The organism is Phytobacter sp., assembly GCF_059074235.1.
This window is the reverse complement of sequence record NZ_JCACPZ010000008.1, coordinates 853389-868306: the sequence shown is the minus strand read 5'-3', so window position 1 is coordinate 868306 and position 14918 is coordinate 853389. Positions and strand designations below refer to the sequence as shown.

At 53.1% G+C, this 14918-nt stretch carries 15 protein-coding genes; 11 read left to right on the top strand and 4 right to left on the bottom strand.

Going from position 1 to position 14918, the window contains the following annotated elements; all coding sequences use genetic code 11:
• The first annotated feature begins 608 nt into the window (after positions 1-608).
• From tnpA to lplT, 3 genes are all read left to right on the top strand, one after another.
• The gene (tnpA, locus tag AC5JPW_RS21940; protein WP_494238354.1) at positions 609-1067 is read left to right on the top strand and encodes an IS200/IS605 family transposase; all 459 of its coding nucleotides are present in this window, start codon (positions 609-611) and stop codon (positions 1065-1067) included.
• 195 nt (positions 1068-1262) lie between these two features.
• Positions 1263-3422, top strand: a complete 2160-nt coding sequence (aas, locus tag AC5JPW_RS21935) for a bifunctional acyl-ACP--phospholipid O-acyltransferase/long-chain-fatty-acid--ACP ligase (protein WP_494243186.1) — start codon at positions 1263-1265, stop codon at positions 3420-3422.
• Entirely contained in the window at positions 3415-4608 is a 1194-nt protein-coding gene (gene lplT / locus AC5JPW_RS21930; RefSeq protein WP_494243185.1) for a lysophospholipid transporter LplT, read from the top strand. The genes aas and lplT overlap by 8 nt, the downstream gene beginning before the upstream one ends.
• 37 nt (positions 4609-4645) lie before the next feature.
• Here lplT and AC5JPW_RS21925 read toward each other — a convergent pair whose 3' ends face one another.
• From AC5JPW_RS21925 to mutH, 4 genes are all read right to left on the bottom strand, one after another.
• Entirely contained in the window at positions 4646-5686 is a 1041-nt protein-coding gene (locus AC5JPW_RS21925) for an NADP(H)-dependent aldo-keto reductase (RefSeq protein ID WP_494243184.1), read from the bottom strand.
• Between the two features lie 131 nt (positions 5687-5817).
• The gene (locus AC5JPW_RS21920; protein WP_494243183.1) at positions 5818-6036 is read right to left on the bottom strand and encodes a YgdI/YgdR family lipoprotein; all 219 of its coding nucleotides are present in this window, start codon (positions 6034-6036) and stop codon (positions 5818-5820) included.
• A gap of 136 nt (positions 6037-6172) precedes the next feature.
• Positions 6173-6886: a TerC family protein gene (locus AC5JPW_RS21915; RefSeq protein WP_494243182.1), complete on the bottom strand. Its 714-nt coding sequence runs from the start codon at positions 6884-6886 to the stop codon at positions 6173-6175.
• A 64-nt stretch (positions 6887-6950) separates the two neighbouring features.
• Positions 6951-7646, bottom strand: coding sequence for a DNA mismatch repair endonuclease MutH (gene mutH, locus AC5JPW_RS21910; protein ID WP_494243181.1), 696 nt, complete (start codon positions 7644-7646; stop codon positions 6951-6953).
• A 678-nt stretch (positions 7647-8324) separates the two neighbouring features.
• Here mutH and rppH point away from each other — a divergent pair.
• The 8 genes from rppH to AC5JPW_RS21870 all read left to right on the top strand — a co-directional run bounded on the left by rppH (position 8325) and on the right by AC5JPW_RS21870 (position 14917).
• A complete protein-coding gene (rppH, locus tag AC5JPW_RS21905) occupies positions 8325-8858 on the top strand; it encodes an RNA pyrophosphohydrolase (RefSeq protein ID WP_494243180.1) in 534 nt (177 codons plus the stop codon).
• Between the two features lie 12 nt (positions 8859-8870).
• A complete protein-coding gene (gene ptsP, locus AC5JPW_RS21900; protein WP_494243179.1) occupies positions 8871-11117 on the top strand; it encodes a phosphoenolpyruvate--protein phosphotransferase in 2247 nt (748 codons plus the stop codon).
• A 212-nt stretch (positions 11118-11329) separates the two neighbouring features.
• A complete protein-coding gene (gene lgt / locus AC5JPW_RS21895; protein WP_494243178.1) occupies positions 11330-12205 on the top strand; it encodes a prolipoprotein diacylglyceryl transferase in 876 nt (291 codons plus the stop codon).
• A 6-nt stretch (positions 12206-12211) separates the two neighbouring features.
• On the top strand, positions 12212-13006 hold the full coding sequence (gene thyA, locus AC5JPW_RS21890) for a thymidylate synthase (RefSeq protein ID WP_494243177.1): 795 nt from the start codon (positions 12212-12214) through the stop codon (positions 13004-13006).
• Positions 13007-13189: 183 nt separating this feature from the next.
• Entirely contained in the window at positions 13190-13651 is a 462-nt protein-coding gene (locus AC5JPW_RS21885; RefSeq protein ID WP_494243176.1) for a prepilin peptidase-dependent protein, read from the top strand.
• Positions 13645-14208, top strand: a complete 564-nt coding sequence (locus AC5JPW_RS21880; RefSeq protein ID WP_494243175.1) for a prepilin peptidase-dependent protein — start codon at positions 13645-13647, stop codon at positions 14206-14208. The genes AC5JPW_RS21885 and AC5JPW_RS21880 overlap by 7 nt, the downstream gene beginning before the upstream one ends.
• Positions 14205-14612, top strand: coding sequence for a DUF2509 family protein (locus AC5JPW_RS21875; RefSeq protein ID WP_494243174.1), 408 nt, complete (start codon positions 14205-14207; stop codon positions 14610-14612). The genes AC5JPW_RS21880 and AC5JPW_RS21875 overlap by 4 nt, the downstream gene beginning before the upstream one ends.
• Positions 14597-14917 carry a prepilin-type N-terminal cleavage/methylation domain-containing protein gene (locus tag AC5JPW_RS21870; RefSeq protein WP_494243173.1) on the top strand — a complete coding sequence of 107 codons (321 nt, stop codon included), beginning with the start codon at positions 14597-14599 and terminating at the stop codon, positions 14915-14917. The genes AC5JPW_RS21875 and AC5JPW_RS21870 overlap by 16 nt, the downstream gene beginning before the upstream one ends.
• Position 14918: the final 1 nt, after the last annotated feature.

Here is a 14918-nt window from a genome sequence, read left to right as displayed (position 1 = left end):
TCAAGGACGTTGCACGCTGGCATTGCGCAAACGTGACCTGGCACGGTGAAACTGGGTGTAACCGTTACACGGCAAATATATCCTGAAAAACACAATTAATACCTTTAGTTACACTTTGCGAAAGGCTGTTGCTATTGTCCACTGGAGACGCAGGGATACCCGTTGCTACAGTGATTATCCCAGAGGTATTGATAGGTGAGGTCAACCCTGAGGGTTGAGCACTTGAATTACACCAACCTGCGCAGATGTGCAGGTTTTTTTTTGCCTGTCTTCCATGTGTAACCAGCAAAAGTCATTCGAAACACCTCGTTGCACTTAGGGGAATTCCCTTGCTTTTTCCCGGTGGCGAGCCCGGCCACCAGCAACCACAATCAAGATCCCAGAGGTATTGATTGGTGAATTCTTCAGTACGCGTTTCGTACTCATTTCTTGCACCGACCTGCGCAGATGCGCAGGTTTTTTTTGTCTATAGAAAACCCCCAGCTAGGCTGGGGGTTCAGTAAAGCTTTCAGCTTTGAGCCGGATATAAAAACCCCTTTTGATTTGTTAAAACATCTTTGCGGTCTGGCAACTGCAAAAGTTAAACAAGAAATCAAAAGGGGGTCCCAATGGGGGACGAAAAGAGCTTAGCGCACACCCGATGGAACTGTAAATATCACATAGTCTTTGCGCCCAAATACCGCCGACAGGTGTTTTATGGGGAGAAACGCAGAGCAATAGGCGGCATATTAAGAAAGCTATGTGAATGGAAAAACGTCCATATTCTAGAAGCAGAATGCTGTACGGATCACATTCATATGCTTCTGGAAATCCCACCGAAGATGAGTGTGTCGGGGTTCATGGGGTATCTGAAAGGCAAAAGCAGTCTGATGCTTTATGAGCAGTTTGGGGATTTGAAATTCAAGTACAGAAACAGGGAGTTCTGGTGCCGTGGGTACTACGTAGACACGGTGGGTAAGAACACGGCAAAGATACAGGAATACATAAAGCACCAGCTTGAAGAGGATAAGATGGGGGAGCAGTTATCGATCCCTTATCCGGGCAGCCCGTTTACGGGCCGTAAGTAGCGAAGTCTGATGCAAATGTCAGATCGTATGCGCCTGTTAGGGCGCGGCTGGTAACAGAGCCTTATAGGCGCATTTGAAAAACCTCCGGCTATGCCGGAGGATATTTATTCGCCTGAATTTCTCCCACCCCGGTTCTCGTGTAATCTGCCACAATTCATGCATAGCTTGTCTAACCCACTGACAAAAGGAGTTGCAATGTTACCTGGATTTTTTCGTGAGCTTTTTCGTATCCTGTTCCGTGTACAGCTCACTGGCAACACGCAGGCGCTGAACGGCGAGCGCGTGCTCATCACTCCGAATCACGTCTCGTTTATTGACGGCATTCTGCTGGCGCTGTTCCTGCCCATCCGCCCAGTGTTCGCGGTCTATAGCTCCATCAGCACCCAGTGGTACATGCGTTGGCTGAAACCCTTTATTGATTTTGTGCCGCTTGACCCGACAAAACCGATGTCGATCAAACACCTGGTGCGCTTGATTGGCGAAGGCCGCCCGGTGGTGATTTTCCCGGAAGGGCGTATTTCGGTCTCTGGCTCGCTGATGAAGATTTATGACGGTGCCGGTTTTGTGGCGGCAAAGTCCGGTGCGACCGTGGTGCCGGTGCGTATTGAAGGAGCGGAGTTAACCTTTTTCAGCCGCCTGAAAGGGCTGGTCAAACGCCGCCTGTTCCCGCGTATTACGCTGCATATTCTGCCACCGACACAACTGCCGATGCCGGACGCCCCTCGTGCCCGCGATCGCCGTAAAATCGCCGGGGAGATGCTGCACCAGATTATGATGGAAGCGCGCATGGCAGTTCGCCCACGGGAAACGTTGTATGAAGCTTTCCTGTCAGCACAGTATCGTTATGGGGCCAACAAGCCTTGCGTAGAAGACATCAATTTCACCCCGGACTCCTACCGAAAACTGCTCACTAAGACGCTGTTTGTGGCCCGCATTCTGGATAAATACACCGCTCCTGGCGACAAAATCGGCCTGATGCTGCCAAACGCGGGCATCAGCGCCGCGGTGATTTTTGGTGCTATTGCCCGTGGTCGTATCCCGGCAATGATGAACTACACCGCCGGGGTGAAAGGGCTGACCAGCGCCATTACGGCGGCAGAGCTGAAAACGGTGTTTACCTCGCGCACCTTTATGGACAAAGGCAAGCTCTGGCATCTGCCGGAACAGCTAACGCAGGTACGTTGGGTCTATTTAGAAGATCTGAAAGGCAGCGTGACGCTGGAAGATAAGCTGTGGATTTTCAGCCGCGTCTTTATGCCGAAGCTGGCGCAACTGCCGCAAAAACCGGAAGATCCGGCGATCATCCTGTTCACCTCCGGTTCAGAAGGTAACCCGAAAGGGGTGGTGCACAGCCATAAAAGCATCCTGGCGAACGTCGAGCAAATCAGGACGATTGCCGACTTTACCGCCAACGATCGCTTTATGTCGGCTCTTCCACTGTTCCACTCCTTCGGCCTCACCGTCGGGCTGTTTACGCCGTTGCTGACCGGGGCAGAAGTGTTCCTCTATCCGAGTCCGTTGCACTATCGCATTGTGCCGGAGCTGGTGTACGACCGTAACTGCACCGTGCTGTTCGGTACTTCGACCTTCCTCGGCAATTATGCGCGATTCGCTAATCCGTACGACTTCTTCCGCCTGCGCTACGTGGTGGCGGGTGCAGAGAAACTGCAGGACAGCACCCGGCAAATCTGGCAGGACAAGTTTGGCCTGCGCATTCTCGAAGGCTATGGCGTGACGGAATGTGCGCCGGTGGTATCCATTAACGTGCCGATGGCGGCGAAGCCGGGCACGGTCGGGCGTATTCTGCCGGGCATGGATGCACGTTTAATGGCGGTTCCGGGGATTGAAGACGGTGGTCGTCTGCAACTGAAAGGGCCGAACGTGATGAACGGCTACCTGCGGGTTGAGCATCCGGGTGTGCTGGAAGCGCCCTCGGCCGAGAATGCCGAGGGTGTGGTTGAGCAGGGCTGGTACGACACCGGGGATATCGTACGTTTTGATGAACAGGGCTTTGTGCAGATCCAGGGGCGCGCTAAACGCTTTGCCAAAATCGCCGGGGAGATGATTTCGCTGGAGATGGTCGAACAACTGGCGCTGGCGGTTTCGCCTGAGAAGATGCACGCCACGGCAATTAAATCCGACGCCAGTAAAGGTGAAGCATTAGTGTTGTTTACTACCGATGACACACTGACGCGAGAAAAACTCTCGCAGCAAGCGCGTGCGCAAGGCGTGCCGGAGCTGGCTGTGCCGCGCGACATTCGCTTCCTTAAACAATTGCCGTTACTGGGCAGCGGGAAGCCTGACTTTGTGACCTTAAAAAGCATGGTAGAAGAGGCAGACACTCAAAATGCATGAGTCAGTACACACTAACACGTCGCTGTGGTCGAAAGGCATGAAGGCAGTCATTGCTGCTCAGTTCCTCTCCGCATTCGGTGATAACGCACTGCTGTTTGCGACCCTGGCGCTTCTGAAGGCCGAGTTTTACCCCGACTGGAGTCAGCCCGTCCTGCAGATGGTGTTTGTGGGTGCTTACATCGTTTTTGCGCCTTTCGTCGGACAGGTGGCAGACAGCTTCCCGAAAGGGCGCGTGATGATGGTCGCCAACGGGATGAAACTGCTCGGTGCGGCCTGTATCTGTTTTGGTATCAATCCGTTTATTGGCTATACGCTGGTCGGGGTTGGCGCTGCGGCTTATTCCCCAGCCAAGTACGGCATTCTGGGTGAACTGACCACCGGCGATAAGCTGGTGAAAGCCAACGGGCTGATGGAGTCATCCACCATTGCGGCCATTTTGCTTGGCTCAATGGCCGGGGGAATTCTGGCGGACTGGCACGTACTGGCGGCGCTCGGCGTTTGTGCACTGGTGTATGCCGGTGCGGTAGCCGCTAACCTGATGATTCCGCGTCTGGCGGTTGCCCGTCCGGGGCAGTCCTGGCGTTTTACACCGATGACCCGCAGCTTCTTTAACGCCTGCTCGGTGCTCTGGCGCAACGGCGAAACGCGTTTCTCACTGGTCGGTACCAGCCTGTTCTGGGGGGCTGGCGTCACGCTGCGCTTCCTGCTGGTGCTGTGGGTGCCGACAGCGCTGGGCATTACCGATAACGCGACGCCGACCTATCTTAACGCCATGGTGGCGGTGGGTATTGTCGTGGGGGCGGGACTGGCGGCGAAACTGGTGACGCTGGAAAAAGTGGCTCGCTGCATGCCGGCCGGGATTTTAATTGGTGTGGCGGTGGCCTTCTTTTCGTTACAACATGCATTACTGCCCGCATACGGCATTTTGATGCTGATTGGTCTGTTGGGCGGCTTCTTTGTGGTGCCGCTTAATGCCTTGTTGCAGGAGCGCGGTAAGCATACCGTCGGCGCGGGCAATGCGATTGCCGTGCAGAACCTCGGCGAAAATACTGCAATGTTGCTGATGCTGGGGCTGTACTCGCTGGCGGTGAAGGTGGGCATCCCGGTGGTGGGGGTGGGTGTCGGGTTTGGCGTGCTGTTTGCGCTGGCGATTACCGTGCTGTGGGTCTGGCAACGCCGTCGTTAAAAAAAGAGGCCGGGTTAACTGCCCGGCCTTCATTCCATTACGGTGCCGGGTAGGTATAAACCTGATGCACCGCTTCAATCTCTGCCAGCACCTCTTCACTCAGCTCCAGATGCAGGCTTTCCACATTGGCTTTCAGTTGTTCCATCGTTGTTGCCCCCAGCAATGTGCTGGCGACGAACGGCTGGCGGCGAACAAAGGCCAGCGCCATTTGCGACGGATCCAGATTGTGGCGTTTAGCGATATCCACGTAAGCGGCGATCGCTTTTTGTGCCTGCTCGCCGCTGTAACGCGTAAAGCGGCTGAATAAGGTGTTACGGGCTCCCGCAGGCTTCGCTCCGTTGAGATACTTACCGCTGAGAGTACCGAAGGCCAGGCAGGAGTAGGCCAACAGTTCAACCCCTTCATACTGCGTCACTTCCGCCAGTCCCACTTCATAGCTGCGGTTCAACAGACTATACGGGTTCTGGATGGTGACGATACGCGGCAATTCATGCTTTTCCGCCAGTTGCAGGTAGCGCATGACACCAAAGGCCGTCTCATTGGAGACGCCAATGTAGCGAATCTTGCCCGCGCGCTGGAATTCAGTCAGTGCTTCCAGCGTTTCCAGCAGGGTGACGACGGGAGCGGACTCTGTCCATTTATAGCCCAACGTGCCAAAGCAGTTGGTCGGGCGCTGCGGCCAGTGAACCTGATAGAGATCGAGATGATCGGTTTGCAGACGCTTGAGGCTGTCTTCAAGCGCGATGCGGATATTCTTGCGATCCAGCGCCTGGTTTGGGCGGATACCGCTATCGTTGTTGCGCGAGGGGCCGCTCACCTTGGAGGCAAGGACGATTTTCTCGCGGTTACCCCGTTTTGCCAGCCAGTTGCCGACATAGGTCTCCGTCAGCCCCTGTGTTTCCGGGCGCGGTGGGACAGGGTACATCTCGGCAACGTCAATCAGGTTGATGCCCTGACTGATGGCGTAATCCAGCTGTGCGTGGGCGTCGGCTTCGCTATTCTGTTCACCAAACGTCATTGTGCCCAGCCCCAGGGTGCTTATTTCAAGCGAACTATGGGGAATACGGTGATAGTGCATAGCCAACTTCCTTTACATACTTACAACGTCAGATGCCTGACAAAGGACTATAAACATGGCAGAGGGGGGAGAAAAGGGAAAGAGGGGAGTGGAAAAAAGGTCAGCAGGTCTCTGACCTTTAAGATAATTTTTTAGCGTTCAAGGATCTGAGAAACGTCATCGCGGTTAATCTGCATTTTGTTGCCCTGCTGATCGTGATAGCTGACCAGCCCGGTTTCATCATCAACTTTTGGCTTGCCTTCCGTCAGGATCATCCTGCCGTCTTTGGTCGCCATCACGTAATCACTGCTACATCCTGATACTGCAAAAGCTAAACCGACTGCGGAGATAAGCACTGCCCAATTCTTCATCCTGTCACCCTCATCTGACCTGTTTGTTACATTAGTCTAGTAATAGCCTGATGTTCCGGCACATAAAAGGGGGAAAATCTTAAAGTGGGAGAAAAGTCAGCATTTAGAGCGCTTCCCCCGCAGGGGAAGCGTTGAATTACAGCGGTTTTTTCTTGTTGCGCAATAAATTGAGGCTTTCCACCGCGATGGAGAAAAACATCGCAAAATAGATATAGCCTTTTGGCACATGAATCGACACGCTTTCCAGGATCAAGGTGAAACCCACCAGAATCAGGAAGGAAAGGGCCAGCATTTTGACGGAAGGATGCCGGTCAACGAAATCACCAATCGGACGCGCCGCAAACATCATCACGCCAACGGAAATCACCACGGCTGCCATCATAATAAACAGATGATCGGACAGACCAACGGCGGTTATCACCGAGTCGAGGCTGAAAATAATATCCAGCAGCATGATTTGAACGATGGCTCCCAGGAAGGAGTTCACGTTGGTTTTGAGGCTCTCCTCCTCGCCTTCAATCGTTTCATGGATCTCTTTACTGGCTTTCCAGATGAGGAAAAGGCCGCCAAGGAAGAGAATGAGGTCACGAGCGGAGACGGAATGGCTGAAAACCTCAAACAGCGGTGTGGTGAGTTTGGTTATCCAGGCAATGGAAGCCAGCAGCAACAACCGCATGATCATTGCTGCAGCCAGACCCAGTCGCCGCGCAGTGTTACGCTGAGCGGTAGGGAGTTTGGCGACAACCAGAGAGAGGAAAATAATGTTGTCGATCCCAAGCACAATTTCCAACAGCGTTAGCGTGCCAAGGGCAAGCCATGCGTTGGGATCGGTAATCCATGCAAATAACATCTATAAAAGTCCTGCCAAATAAAGAAGCGCTGATTATAAGCGTGAGGCGGGCTGAGGTAAAAAATTAATCCCCCTGAATCAGGAAATGGCGGGCCAGCAGTGCGCCGGTGAAGTTCTTCTTCAGGTAGAAGCCGCGTGGCAACGTCAGGATAGGTTCTCCCCGCGCACCAATTGCTTCGGTGAGGGCTTTGCTGTTTGCTGCTTTCGGCCGCAACTGAAGCACTTCGCCATGACGAGCAGTGATACGTTCAACCTGGCCAAGCACAATCAAATCCATCAGCTCTTCCCAGTCCAGACGCAACTGATGTTCTTCTTCTTCGCTGGGACTCCAGAGCAGTGGCGATCCTACCCGGCGTTCTCCCACTGGGATCTCGCGGGAGCCCTCAATCGGTATCCACAACACGCGATGTAATTTATGGCGTACATGACTTGTTTCCCAGATGACGCCGGTATTTCCTGTTAATGGGGCAACGCAGACGAAGGTGGTTTCCAGCGGGCGGCCCGCGCTATCTATCGGGATGGTCTTCAGTTCAACCCCCAGATGCGCGAAATCCTGCTCGGGTTTGCTCCCGGCGCTGGCACCTAACCAGCGTTCCAATAACACCCCCGTCCATCCTTTATCACGTTTGAGATCGCGGGGAATCGGGAGTCCTACACGGGTGGCAAGCTCCCCCAGGGAGTAGCCCGCCAGAGACTGCGCCTGCAAAAAAAGCTGTGTTTCTGACTCCGGTGATGATGTTAATGGATAGAGATCGGACATTTATAAGCCTTGGTTAAAAAACGACCTTCATTTATGCACTGTATGAATCAAGAGAATGTTTTTCCATAAAGCACAGAAAAACACATGATTAATAAGCTATTTTTCGTCAATATGTTGTCCGTTGCGCAACAGAAAAAGGAGTTGTCCAAATCTGGTCACTGACAATGAACAGGATCTTACACCATGTTATCCACAGAAAAATGGGATAACTGGGTAAAAGTATCACTACTGTTTCGATTTACAGCCTTGACGTGCGACGAAAATCCAATTTCTGCACAAAATGTGCCTAACTTATTGGCATAATCTGTGGATAAAAACGACGTTGTTCGATCTTTCATCAGTCGGAAGATCACTATAGTGATGATCGTCACATTATGGGGTGTAAGAATAGTAATAATCAATCTAACCTAATGAATGAAATGATTTTATTTTTATGCGCAATTATCCACGCATTCAGACAACTCTGGGTTTTCCCGTGGTAAATCTCGGGTTCTTCACAACTCTATCCACAGAAAACGTGAATAAAATGCGCCTCACATAGGGCTGTCTGTTTATAACTGTGGCGATAACTGTGAGTTATTCAATTGTTATCCGTTTGTTCCGGTGCAATTGAGTGGTTTACCGTTTTCCACGAGTGTGAAACAATCGTTTGATTCAGGTTTATTTTGAGGTAGTCCGGTGATTGATGACGATGGCTACCGCCCAAATGTGGGTATCGTAATCTGTAATCGACAGGGCCAGGTTATGTGGGCCAGACGCTTCGGACAGCACTCATGGCAGTTCCCCCAGGGGGGAATAAACCCAGGTGAATCGCCGGAGCAGGCTATGTACCGGGAGCTGTTCGAGGAAGTGGGCTTAAATCGTAAAGATGTTCGAATCCTTGCTTCTACCCGTAACTGGTTGCGTTACAAGTTACCGAAACGTTTGGTGCGTTGGGACACAAAGCCGGTTTGTATCGGCCAGAAACAAAAGTGGTTTCTTCTGCAATTGGTCAGTAGTGATGCTGACGTCAATATGCAAACCAGTAGCACTCCTGAGTTTGATGGCTGGCGATGGGTAAGCTATTGGTATCCTGTTCGTCAGGTAGTGTCGTTTAAACGCGATGTCTACCGACGGGTGATGAAAGAATTTGCAGGCGCAGTGATGTCGCTTCAGGAAACACCACCTAAGCCGCAAAATGCTGCTCCTGCCTGGCGACGTAAAAGAGGTTAAGCCACGCACATTATGCTCACCCGACTGCGAGAAATCGTTGAGAAAGTCGCCAGCGCACCGCGTTTAAATGAGGCGCTGGAAATCCTGGTCACGGACATTTGTCATGCGATGGACACCGAGGTGTGCTCTGTCTATCTCGCTGACCATGACAGACGCTGTTACTACCTGATGGCGACGCGCGGTTTGAAAAAACCGCGCGGGCGCACGGTCACCCTGGCATTCGATCAGGGCATTGTGGGCCTGGTTGGCAGGCTCGCTGAGCCGATCAACCTGGCCGATGCACAAAAACACCCCAGCTTTAAATATATCCCAGCCGTAAAAGAAGAGCGCTTCCGCGCGTTTCTGGGGGTGCCGATTATTCAGCGCCGCCAACTGCTTGGCGTGCTGGTGGTGCAGCAGCGTGAGCTGCGCCAGTTTGATGAAAGCGAAGAGTCCTTTCTGGTTACGCTTGCCACCCAAATGGCGGCAATCCTTTCGCAATCTCAGTTAAATGCCCTGTTTGGTCAGTACCGCCAGACGCGTATCCGTGCGTTGCCAGCGTCATCGGGTGTGGCCATTGCCGAAGGGTGGATGGATGAAACCCTGCCGCTGATGGAGCAGGTTTATGAAGCGTCGACGCTAAACACTACCCTTGAACGAGAAAGACTGACCAGCGCGCTGGAAGAAGCCGCCGGTGAGTTTCGTCGTTACAGCAAGCGTTTTTCAGCCGGTGCGCAAAAAGAGACAGCGGCCATTTTCGATCTCTACTCGCACCTGCTTTCCGATGCGCGCCTGCGCCGTGAGCTGTTTGCCGAAGTCGATAAAGGTCTGGTGGCAGAATGGGCGGTGAAAACCGTCATTGAGCGATTCGCTGAGCAGTTTGCTTCGCTCAGCGATGGCTATTTAAAAGAGCGCTCCGGCGATTTACGTACGCTGGGTCAGCGTTTGCTCTTCCATCTCGACGATAACATTCAAGGGCCGAATACCTGGCCTGAACGTTTCGTGTTGGTCGCGGATGAATTATCGGCAACCACGCTGGCTGAATTGCCTCATGACAGGCTCGCCGGTGTGGTCGTGCGCGATGGTGCGGCGAACTCCCATGCTGCTATTATGGTGCGGGCACTGGGTATTCCAACGGTCATGGGGGCGGATATTCAGCCTTCGGTCCTGCATCGCCGGACTCTGGTGGTGGACGGTTATCGCGGTGAGTTACTTGTCGATCCCGAACCTGTGCTCTTGCAGGAGTATCAGCGACTCATCACTGAAGAGAATGAGTTAACCCGGCTTGCAGAAGATGACGTTAATCTCGAAGCGCATCTGAAAAGCGGCGAACGTATTAAAGTTATGCTGAACGCGGGCCTGAGCCCTGAGCATGAAGAGAAACTCGGTAGCCGCATTGATGGCATCGGGCTTTACCGTACTGAAATTCCTTTTATGTTGCAAAGCGGCTTCCCGTCCGAAGAGGAGCAGGTTGCGCAATATCAGGGCATGCTGCAGATGTTCAATGATAAGCCAGTGACCTTGCGTACGCTGGATATCGGTGCCGATAAGCAACTGCCTTATATGCCCATCAGTGAGGAAAACCCGTGCCTTGGCTGGCGCGGTATTCGGATCACCCTCGATCAGCCGGAGATCTTCCTCGTTCAGGTTCGCGCCATGCTGCGTGCCAATGCGGCCAGCGGCAATCTCAGTATTCTGTTGCCGATGATCACCAATATTGACGAGGTGGACGAGGCGCGACGGTTGATTGAACGTGCCGGGCGTGAAGTGGAAGAGATGATTGGCTATGCGATCCCTAAACCGCGTATCGGCGTGATGCTTGAAGTGCCCTCGATGGTCTTTATGATTTCGCATCTGGTCAACCGGGTCGATTTTATCTCCATCGGCACCAACGACCTGACGCAATACATCCTGGCGGTGGATCGCAACAATACCCACGTGGCAAACATGTACGACAGCCTCAACCCTGCGGTACTGCGTGCGCTGGCGATGATTGCCAGAGAGACGGAACGATTGGGCATCGAGCTTTGTCTTTGCGGCGAAATGGCGGGGGATCCAATGTGTGTGGCGATATTGATTGGCCTGGGCTTCAATCATTTGTCGATGAATGGTCGCTCAGTTGCGCGTATCAAATATCTGCTGCGCAGAATCGATTTCTCTGAAGCACAGACCCTGGCAAACCGCGCGCTTGAGGCGCAACTGGCGACGGAAGTTCGCCATCAGATTGCGGCATTTATGGAGCGCCGCAGCCTGGGTGGTCTGATCCGCGGTGGGCTGTAACGTTCGGACAGCTTCCCTGCGGCGCAAAGGTGATGGGGTACTCTGAATCATTTGTGTTGCAGGAAGGCGGGTATACATATCTTTTACAACTTCGCCGCATCTTGCCTGCTCTCATTATGCTATTATTCGCGCCTTTGGAGCGCCCGCCATCACGGGCGCGCATCTATACCGCTGTCCACTTTCGGCGGAATAACAACAAGTTGTGGTGACAGATGAATAGTGGCTATCTGCGTTTCCCGGACTTTGATCCGGTGATTTTCTCCGTTGGACCGGTCTCCCTGCATTGGTACGGCATGATGTACCTGGTCGGGTTTATTTTTGCCATGTGGCTGGCAACCCGTCGCGCTGGTCGTCCTGACAGCGGCTGGACTAAAAACGAAGTTGAGAATCTGCTATATGCCGGTTTCCTTGGCGTCTTCCTCGGTGGGCGTATCGGCTACGTTCTGTTCTACAATTTCCCAATCTTCCTGAGCGATCCACTCTATCTGTTCCGTGTCTGGGACGGCGGCATGTCCTTCCACGGCGGTTTGATCGGCGTGATCGTGGTGATGCTTGTGTTTGCCAAACGCACCAAGCGCCATTTCTTCCAGGTTGCAGACTTTATTGCGCCGCTGATCCCGTTTGGTCTGGGTGCTGGTCGCCTGGGCAACTTTATCAATGGTGAGCTGTGGGGCCGCGTGGATCCTAACTTCCCGCTGGCGATGCTTTTCCCAAGCTCCCGTGCGGAAGATATGGCGCTGTTGCCTTCTCACCCGCAGTGGCAGTCAATTTTCGATACCTACGGCGTGCTGCCGCGTCATATGTCGCAGCTTTATGAGTTGGCGCTGGAAGGGATTGTGCTGTTTATCATTCTCAACCTGTACATTCGCAAGCCTCGTCCGATGGGTGCGGTATCCGGCCTGTTCCTGATTGGTTATGGCGCGTTCCGCATCATTGTTGAATTCTTCCGCCAGCCGGATGCACAGTTTACTGGCACCTGGGTGCAGTACATCAGCATGGGGCAGATCCTCTCTATTCCGATGATTGTCGCGGGTATTGCCATGATGGTCTGGGCGTATCGTCGTCGTGCGCCGCAACACGTTTCCTGAGGAACCATGAAACAGTATTTAGAACTGATGCAAAAGGTGCTCGATGAGGGCACCCCGAAAAATGACCGTACAGGGACAGGCACGCTCTCTATTTTTGGTCATCAGATGCGCTTTAATCTGCAGGATGGTTTCCCGCTGGTAACCACCAAACGCTGCCATTTGCGCTCTATCATTCACGAGTTGCTATGGTTCCTGCAGGGCGACACCAATATCGCTTACCTGAAAGAGAACAAAGTCTCAATCTGGGATGAATGGGCGGATGAACAGGGTAATCTTGGCCCGGTTTATGGTAAGCAATGGCGTGCCTGGCCGACGCCGGATGGTCGCCATATCGACCAGATAACCACGGTTATCAACCAGATTAAAAACGACCCGGATTCGCGCCGCATTATTGTTTCTGCGTGGAACGTCGGTGAACTGGATAAAATGGCACTGGCCCCTTGTCATGCCTTCTTCCAGTTCTATGTGGCGGACGGAAAACTCTCCTGCCAGCTCTACCAGCGCTCGTGCGACATCTTCCTTGGCCTGCCGTTTAATATCGCCAGCTACGCATTACTGGTGCATATGATGGCGCAGCAGTGTGACCTGGAAGTGGGTGATTTTGTCTGGACCGGTGGTGATACCCACTTGTACAGCAACCACATGGAACAAACGCATCTGCAGCTGAGTCGCGAACCGCGTGCATTGCCGAAGCTGATTATCAAGCGTAAGCCCGACTCTTTGTTCGACTACCGTTTCGATGATTTCGAAATTGAAGGCTACGATCCGCATCCCGCGATCAAAGCCCCGGTCGCTATCTGACCGTAAAAGCATGTCATAACCGGTGCCTCTGAGCGCCGGTTTTTTTTGCCTCTCATCCCATTCTTCGAGCCTCTTTCCAGCACTGCTGCAAAATTCTGCAACGTGAGAAATAACGCACGTAGCGCCTCGTAAAACCTTCATTACCTTCTAGAAAAGTCTTTTGCCAGACGGCAGAGTTTGATCATGAAAAGAGAAAACGGATTCACCCTGATAGAAACCCTGGTGGCGGTTGCACTGGTCGCTATTCTGAGCGGTGCAGGGCTCTCAGGCTGGCGTCACTGGCAGGCGCAGCAACGGTTATGGCAAACCGCAGTACAGGTTCGTCAGTTTCTGGAGATGCTGCGTGATGATGCAAACTGGTATTCACGCGAACAGATTATCTTCGCATCGCGAGACGGTGACGTCTGGTGTCTATATACCCGCTTATCAGTGGGATGCCTGGCCGACTCACCCTTTGTCTTACGCCCTGCATGGCCTGAGGTTGAGCTGGTTGATGTGACGTCATCGCTCGGGTTTTATGGCCTGCGTAATACCGCATGGGGGGGACATATCCGTGTAAAAAACAGTGCCGGAGAGTGGCGAGTCGTGGTGTCAGGCTGGGGGCGAATCAGGATGTGTCAGCAATCATCGGATGAAGCATGTTAGGCAAACAAGGTGGATTTTCGTTACTGGAAACACTTCTGGCGATGGTCATCGGTAGCGTCCTGCTGCTGGCCGCGGCCCGATTTCTCCCTGCGTTACAGTTCGGTGTTTTGCAGCAAACCCGTGTGCAGATGCTGGAGGATGAACTCTGGCAACGCTTGTACACCATCGCGCGTCATATCCAGCGGGCGGGATACTGTGAGGGCAGTTGTGAGGGGCAACCTTTGAACATTGGGCGAGGCGGTGAGTGCGTGTTAGTGCAGTGGGATGCCAACAGTAACGGACGCTGGGAAACGACACCGACAAGTGATGCCGATCAGACCGGATTTCGTTTGCAAAGTGGAGTGCTCGAAACGCTGCGTGGGGCAACCTCCTGCGAGGGGAAAGGCTGGGAAAAAATGACCGACCCTTCGGTGGTGACTGTTGAAAGTTTTACCGTCAGCAGACAGCAGGTTTCGGGCTTTTATCCGGTATTTACCATAGACCTAAGTGGCAGGGTTAAAGGTCAAACGGAGCGTGTTGTTAATGCACTATTCAGCGTGACGGGGTTTAACTTGTGAACCGGCAGCAAGGGATGTCGTCTCTGGCAATGGTATTGCTGATTTTACTGTTGGGCAGTTTATTGCTAAACGGCCTGAATCAACAACGTGTGGCTCATATCCGCCGGGTGACCACGGAGAGTGTAAGCCTCCGGCAGTATGCGGGTGTCCAGTCAGCGATGGAATGGGGGCGAGTACAGCAATGGCATTCTGAACCGGCATTGCAGTGTCTGTCGCATCCGGGAGAACCCTGGCAGGTCTGTCTGCGGATATTAGCCGATAACCGGGTTTTACTGGCCGCTGCGAGTGGTGAACAACGCCTGTGGCGAGGTGGGCATATCGAACGTAATGAGGTGGTTTTTTCACCTCACGGCTGGAGTGATTTCTGTCCATTAAAGGAGACAGCATTATGCGAGCTTCCGTGAAAGAGCAGGGGTTTAGTCTGCCAGAAGTACTTCTGGCTATGGTTCTGCTGGTAATGGTAGTCACTGCACTTGGCGGGTTTCACCGTGCGCTGGCGGCAGACTTCGCCATCTGGAGCCAGTATCGTGGATTATGGCGTTATGCATGGTTACAGACTCTGCCGGATGCACACGTTTTGCTGCCGGGATGGCAGGTTCAGAGGTTGCAGACAAGTGACGCAGGATGTGTCAGCATCACTGCTACTATTATTTCGCCGTCAGGCAGAACAGGGCAGATGACGAGACTGCATTGCCCAACCATCCGGTAGT

Coding starts and splice junctions, on each gene's coding strand:
- AC5JPW_RS21915 (WP_494243182.1), bottom strand. CDS start 6,886: ATGTTATTTGCATGGATTACCGATCCCAACGCATGGCTTGCCCTTGGC.
- AC5JPW_RS21925 (WP_494243184.1), bottom strand. CDS start 5,686: ATGCACTATCACCGTATTCCCCATAGTTCGCTTGAAATAAGCACCCTG.
- AC5JPW_RS21880 (WP_494243175.1), top strand. CDS start 13,645: ATGTTAGGCAAACAAGGTGGATTTTCGTTACTGGAAACACTTCTGGCG.
- lplT (WP_494243185.1), top strand. CDS start 3,415: ATGCATGAGTCAGTACACACTAACACGTCGCTGTGGTCGAAAGGCATG.
- AC5JPW_RS21870 (WP_494243173.1), top strand. CDS start 14,597: ATGCGAGCTTCCGTGAAAGAGCAGGGGTTTAGTCTGCCAGAAGTACTT.
- ptsP (WP_494243179.1), top strand. CDS start 8,871: ATGCTCACCCGACTGCGAGAAATCGTTGAGAAAGTCGCCAGCGCACCG.
- thyA (WP_494243177.1), top strand. CDS start 12,212: ATGAAACAGTATTTAGAACTGATGCAAAAGGTGCTCGATGAGGGCACC.
- AC5JPW_RS21920 (WP_494243183.1), bottom strand. CDS start 6,036: ATGAAGAATTGGGCAGTGCTTATCTCCGCAGTCGGTTTAGCTTTTGCA.
- mutH (WP_494243181.1), bottom strand. CDS start 7,646: ATGTCCGATCTCTATCCATTAACATCATCACCGGAGTCAGAAACACAG.
- AC5JPW_RS21885 (WP_494243176.1), top strand. CDS start 13,190: ATGAAAAGAGAAAACGGATTCACCCTGATAGAAACCCTGGTGGCGGTT.
- tnpA (WP_494238354.1), top strand. CDS start 609: ATGGGGGACGAAAAGAGCTTAGCGCACACCCGATGGAACTGTAAATAT.
- lgt (WP_494243178.1), top strand. CDS start 11,330: ATGAATAGTGGCTATCTGCGTTTCCCGGACTTTGATCCGGTGATTTTC.
- aas (WP_494243186.1), top strand. CDS start 1,263: ATGTTACCTGGATTTTTTCGTGAGCTTTTTCGTATCCTGTTCCGTGTA.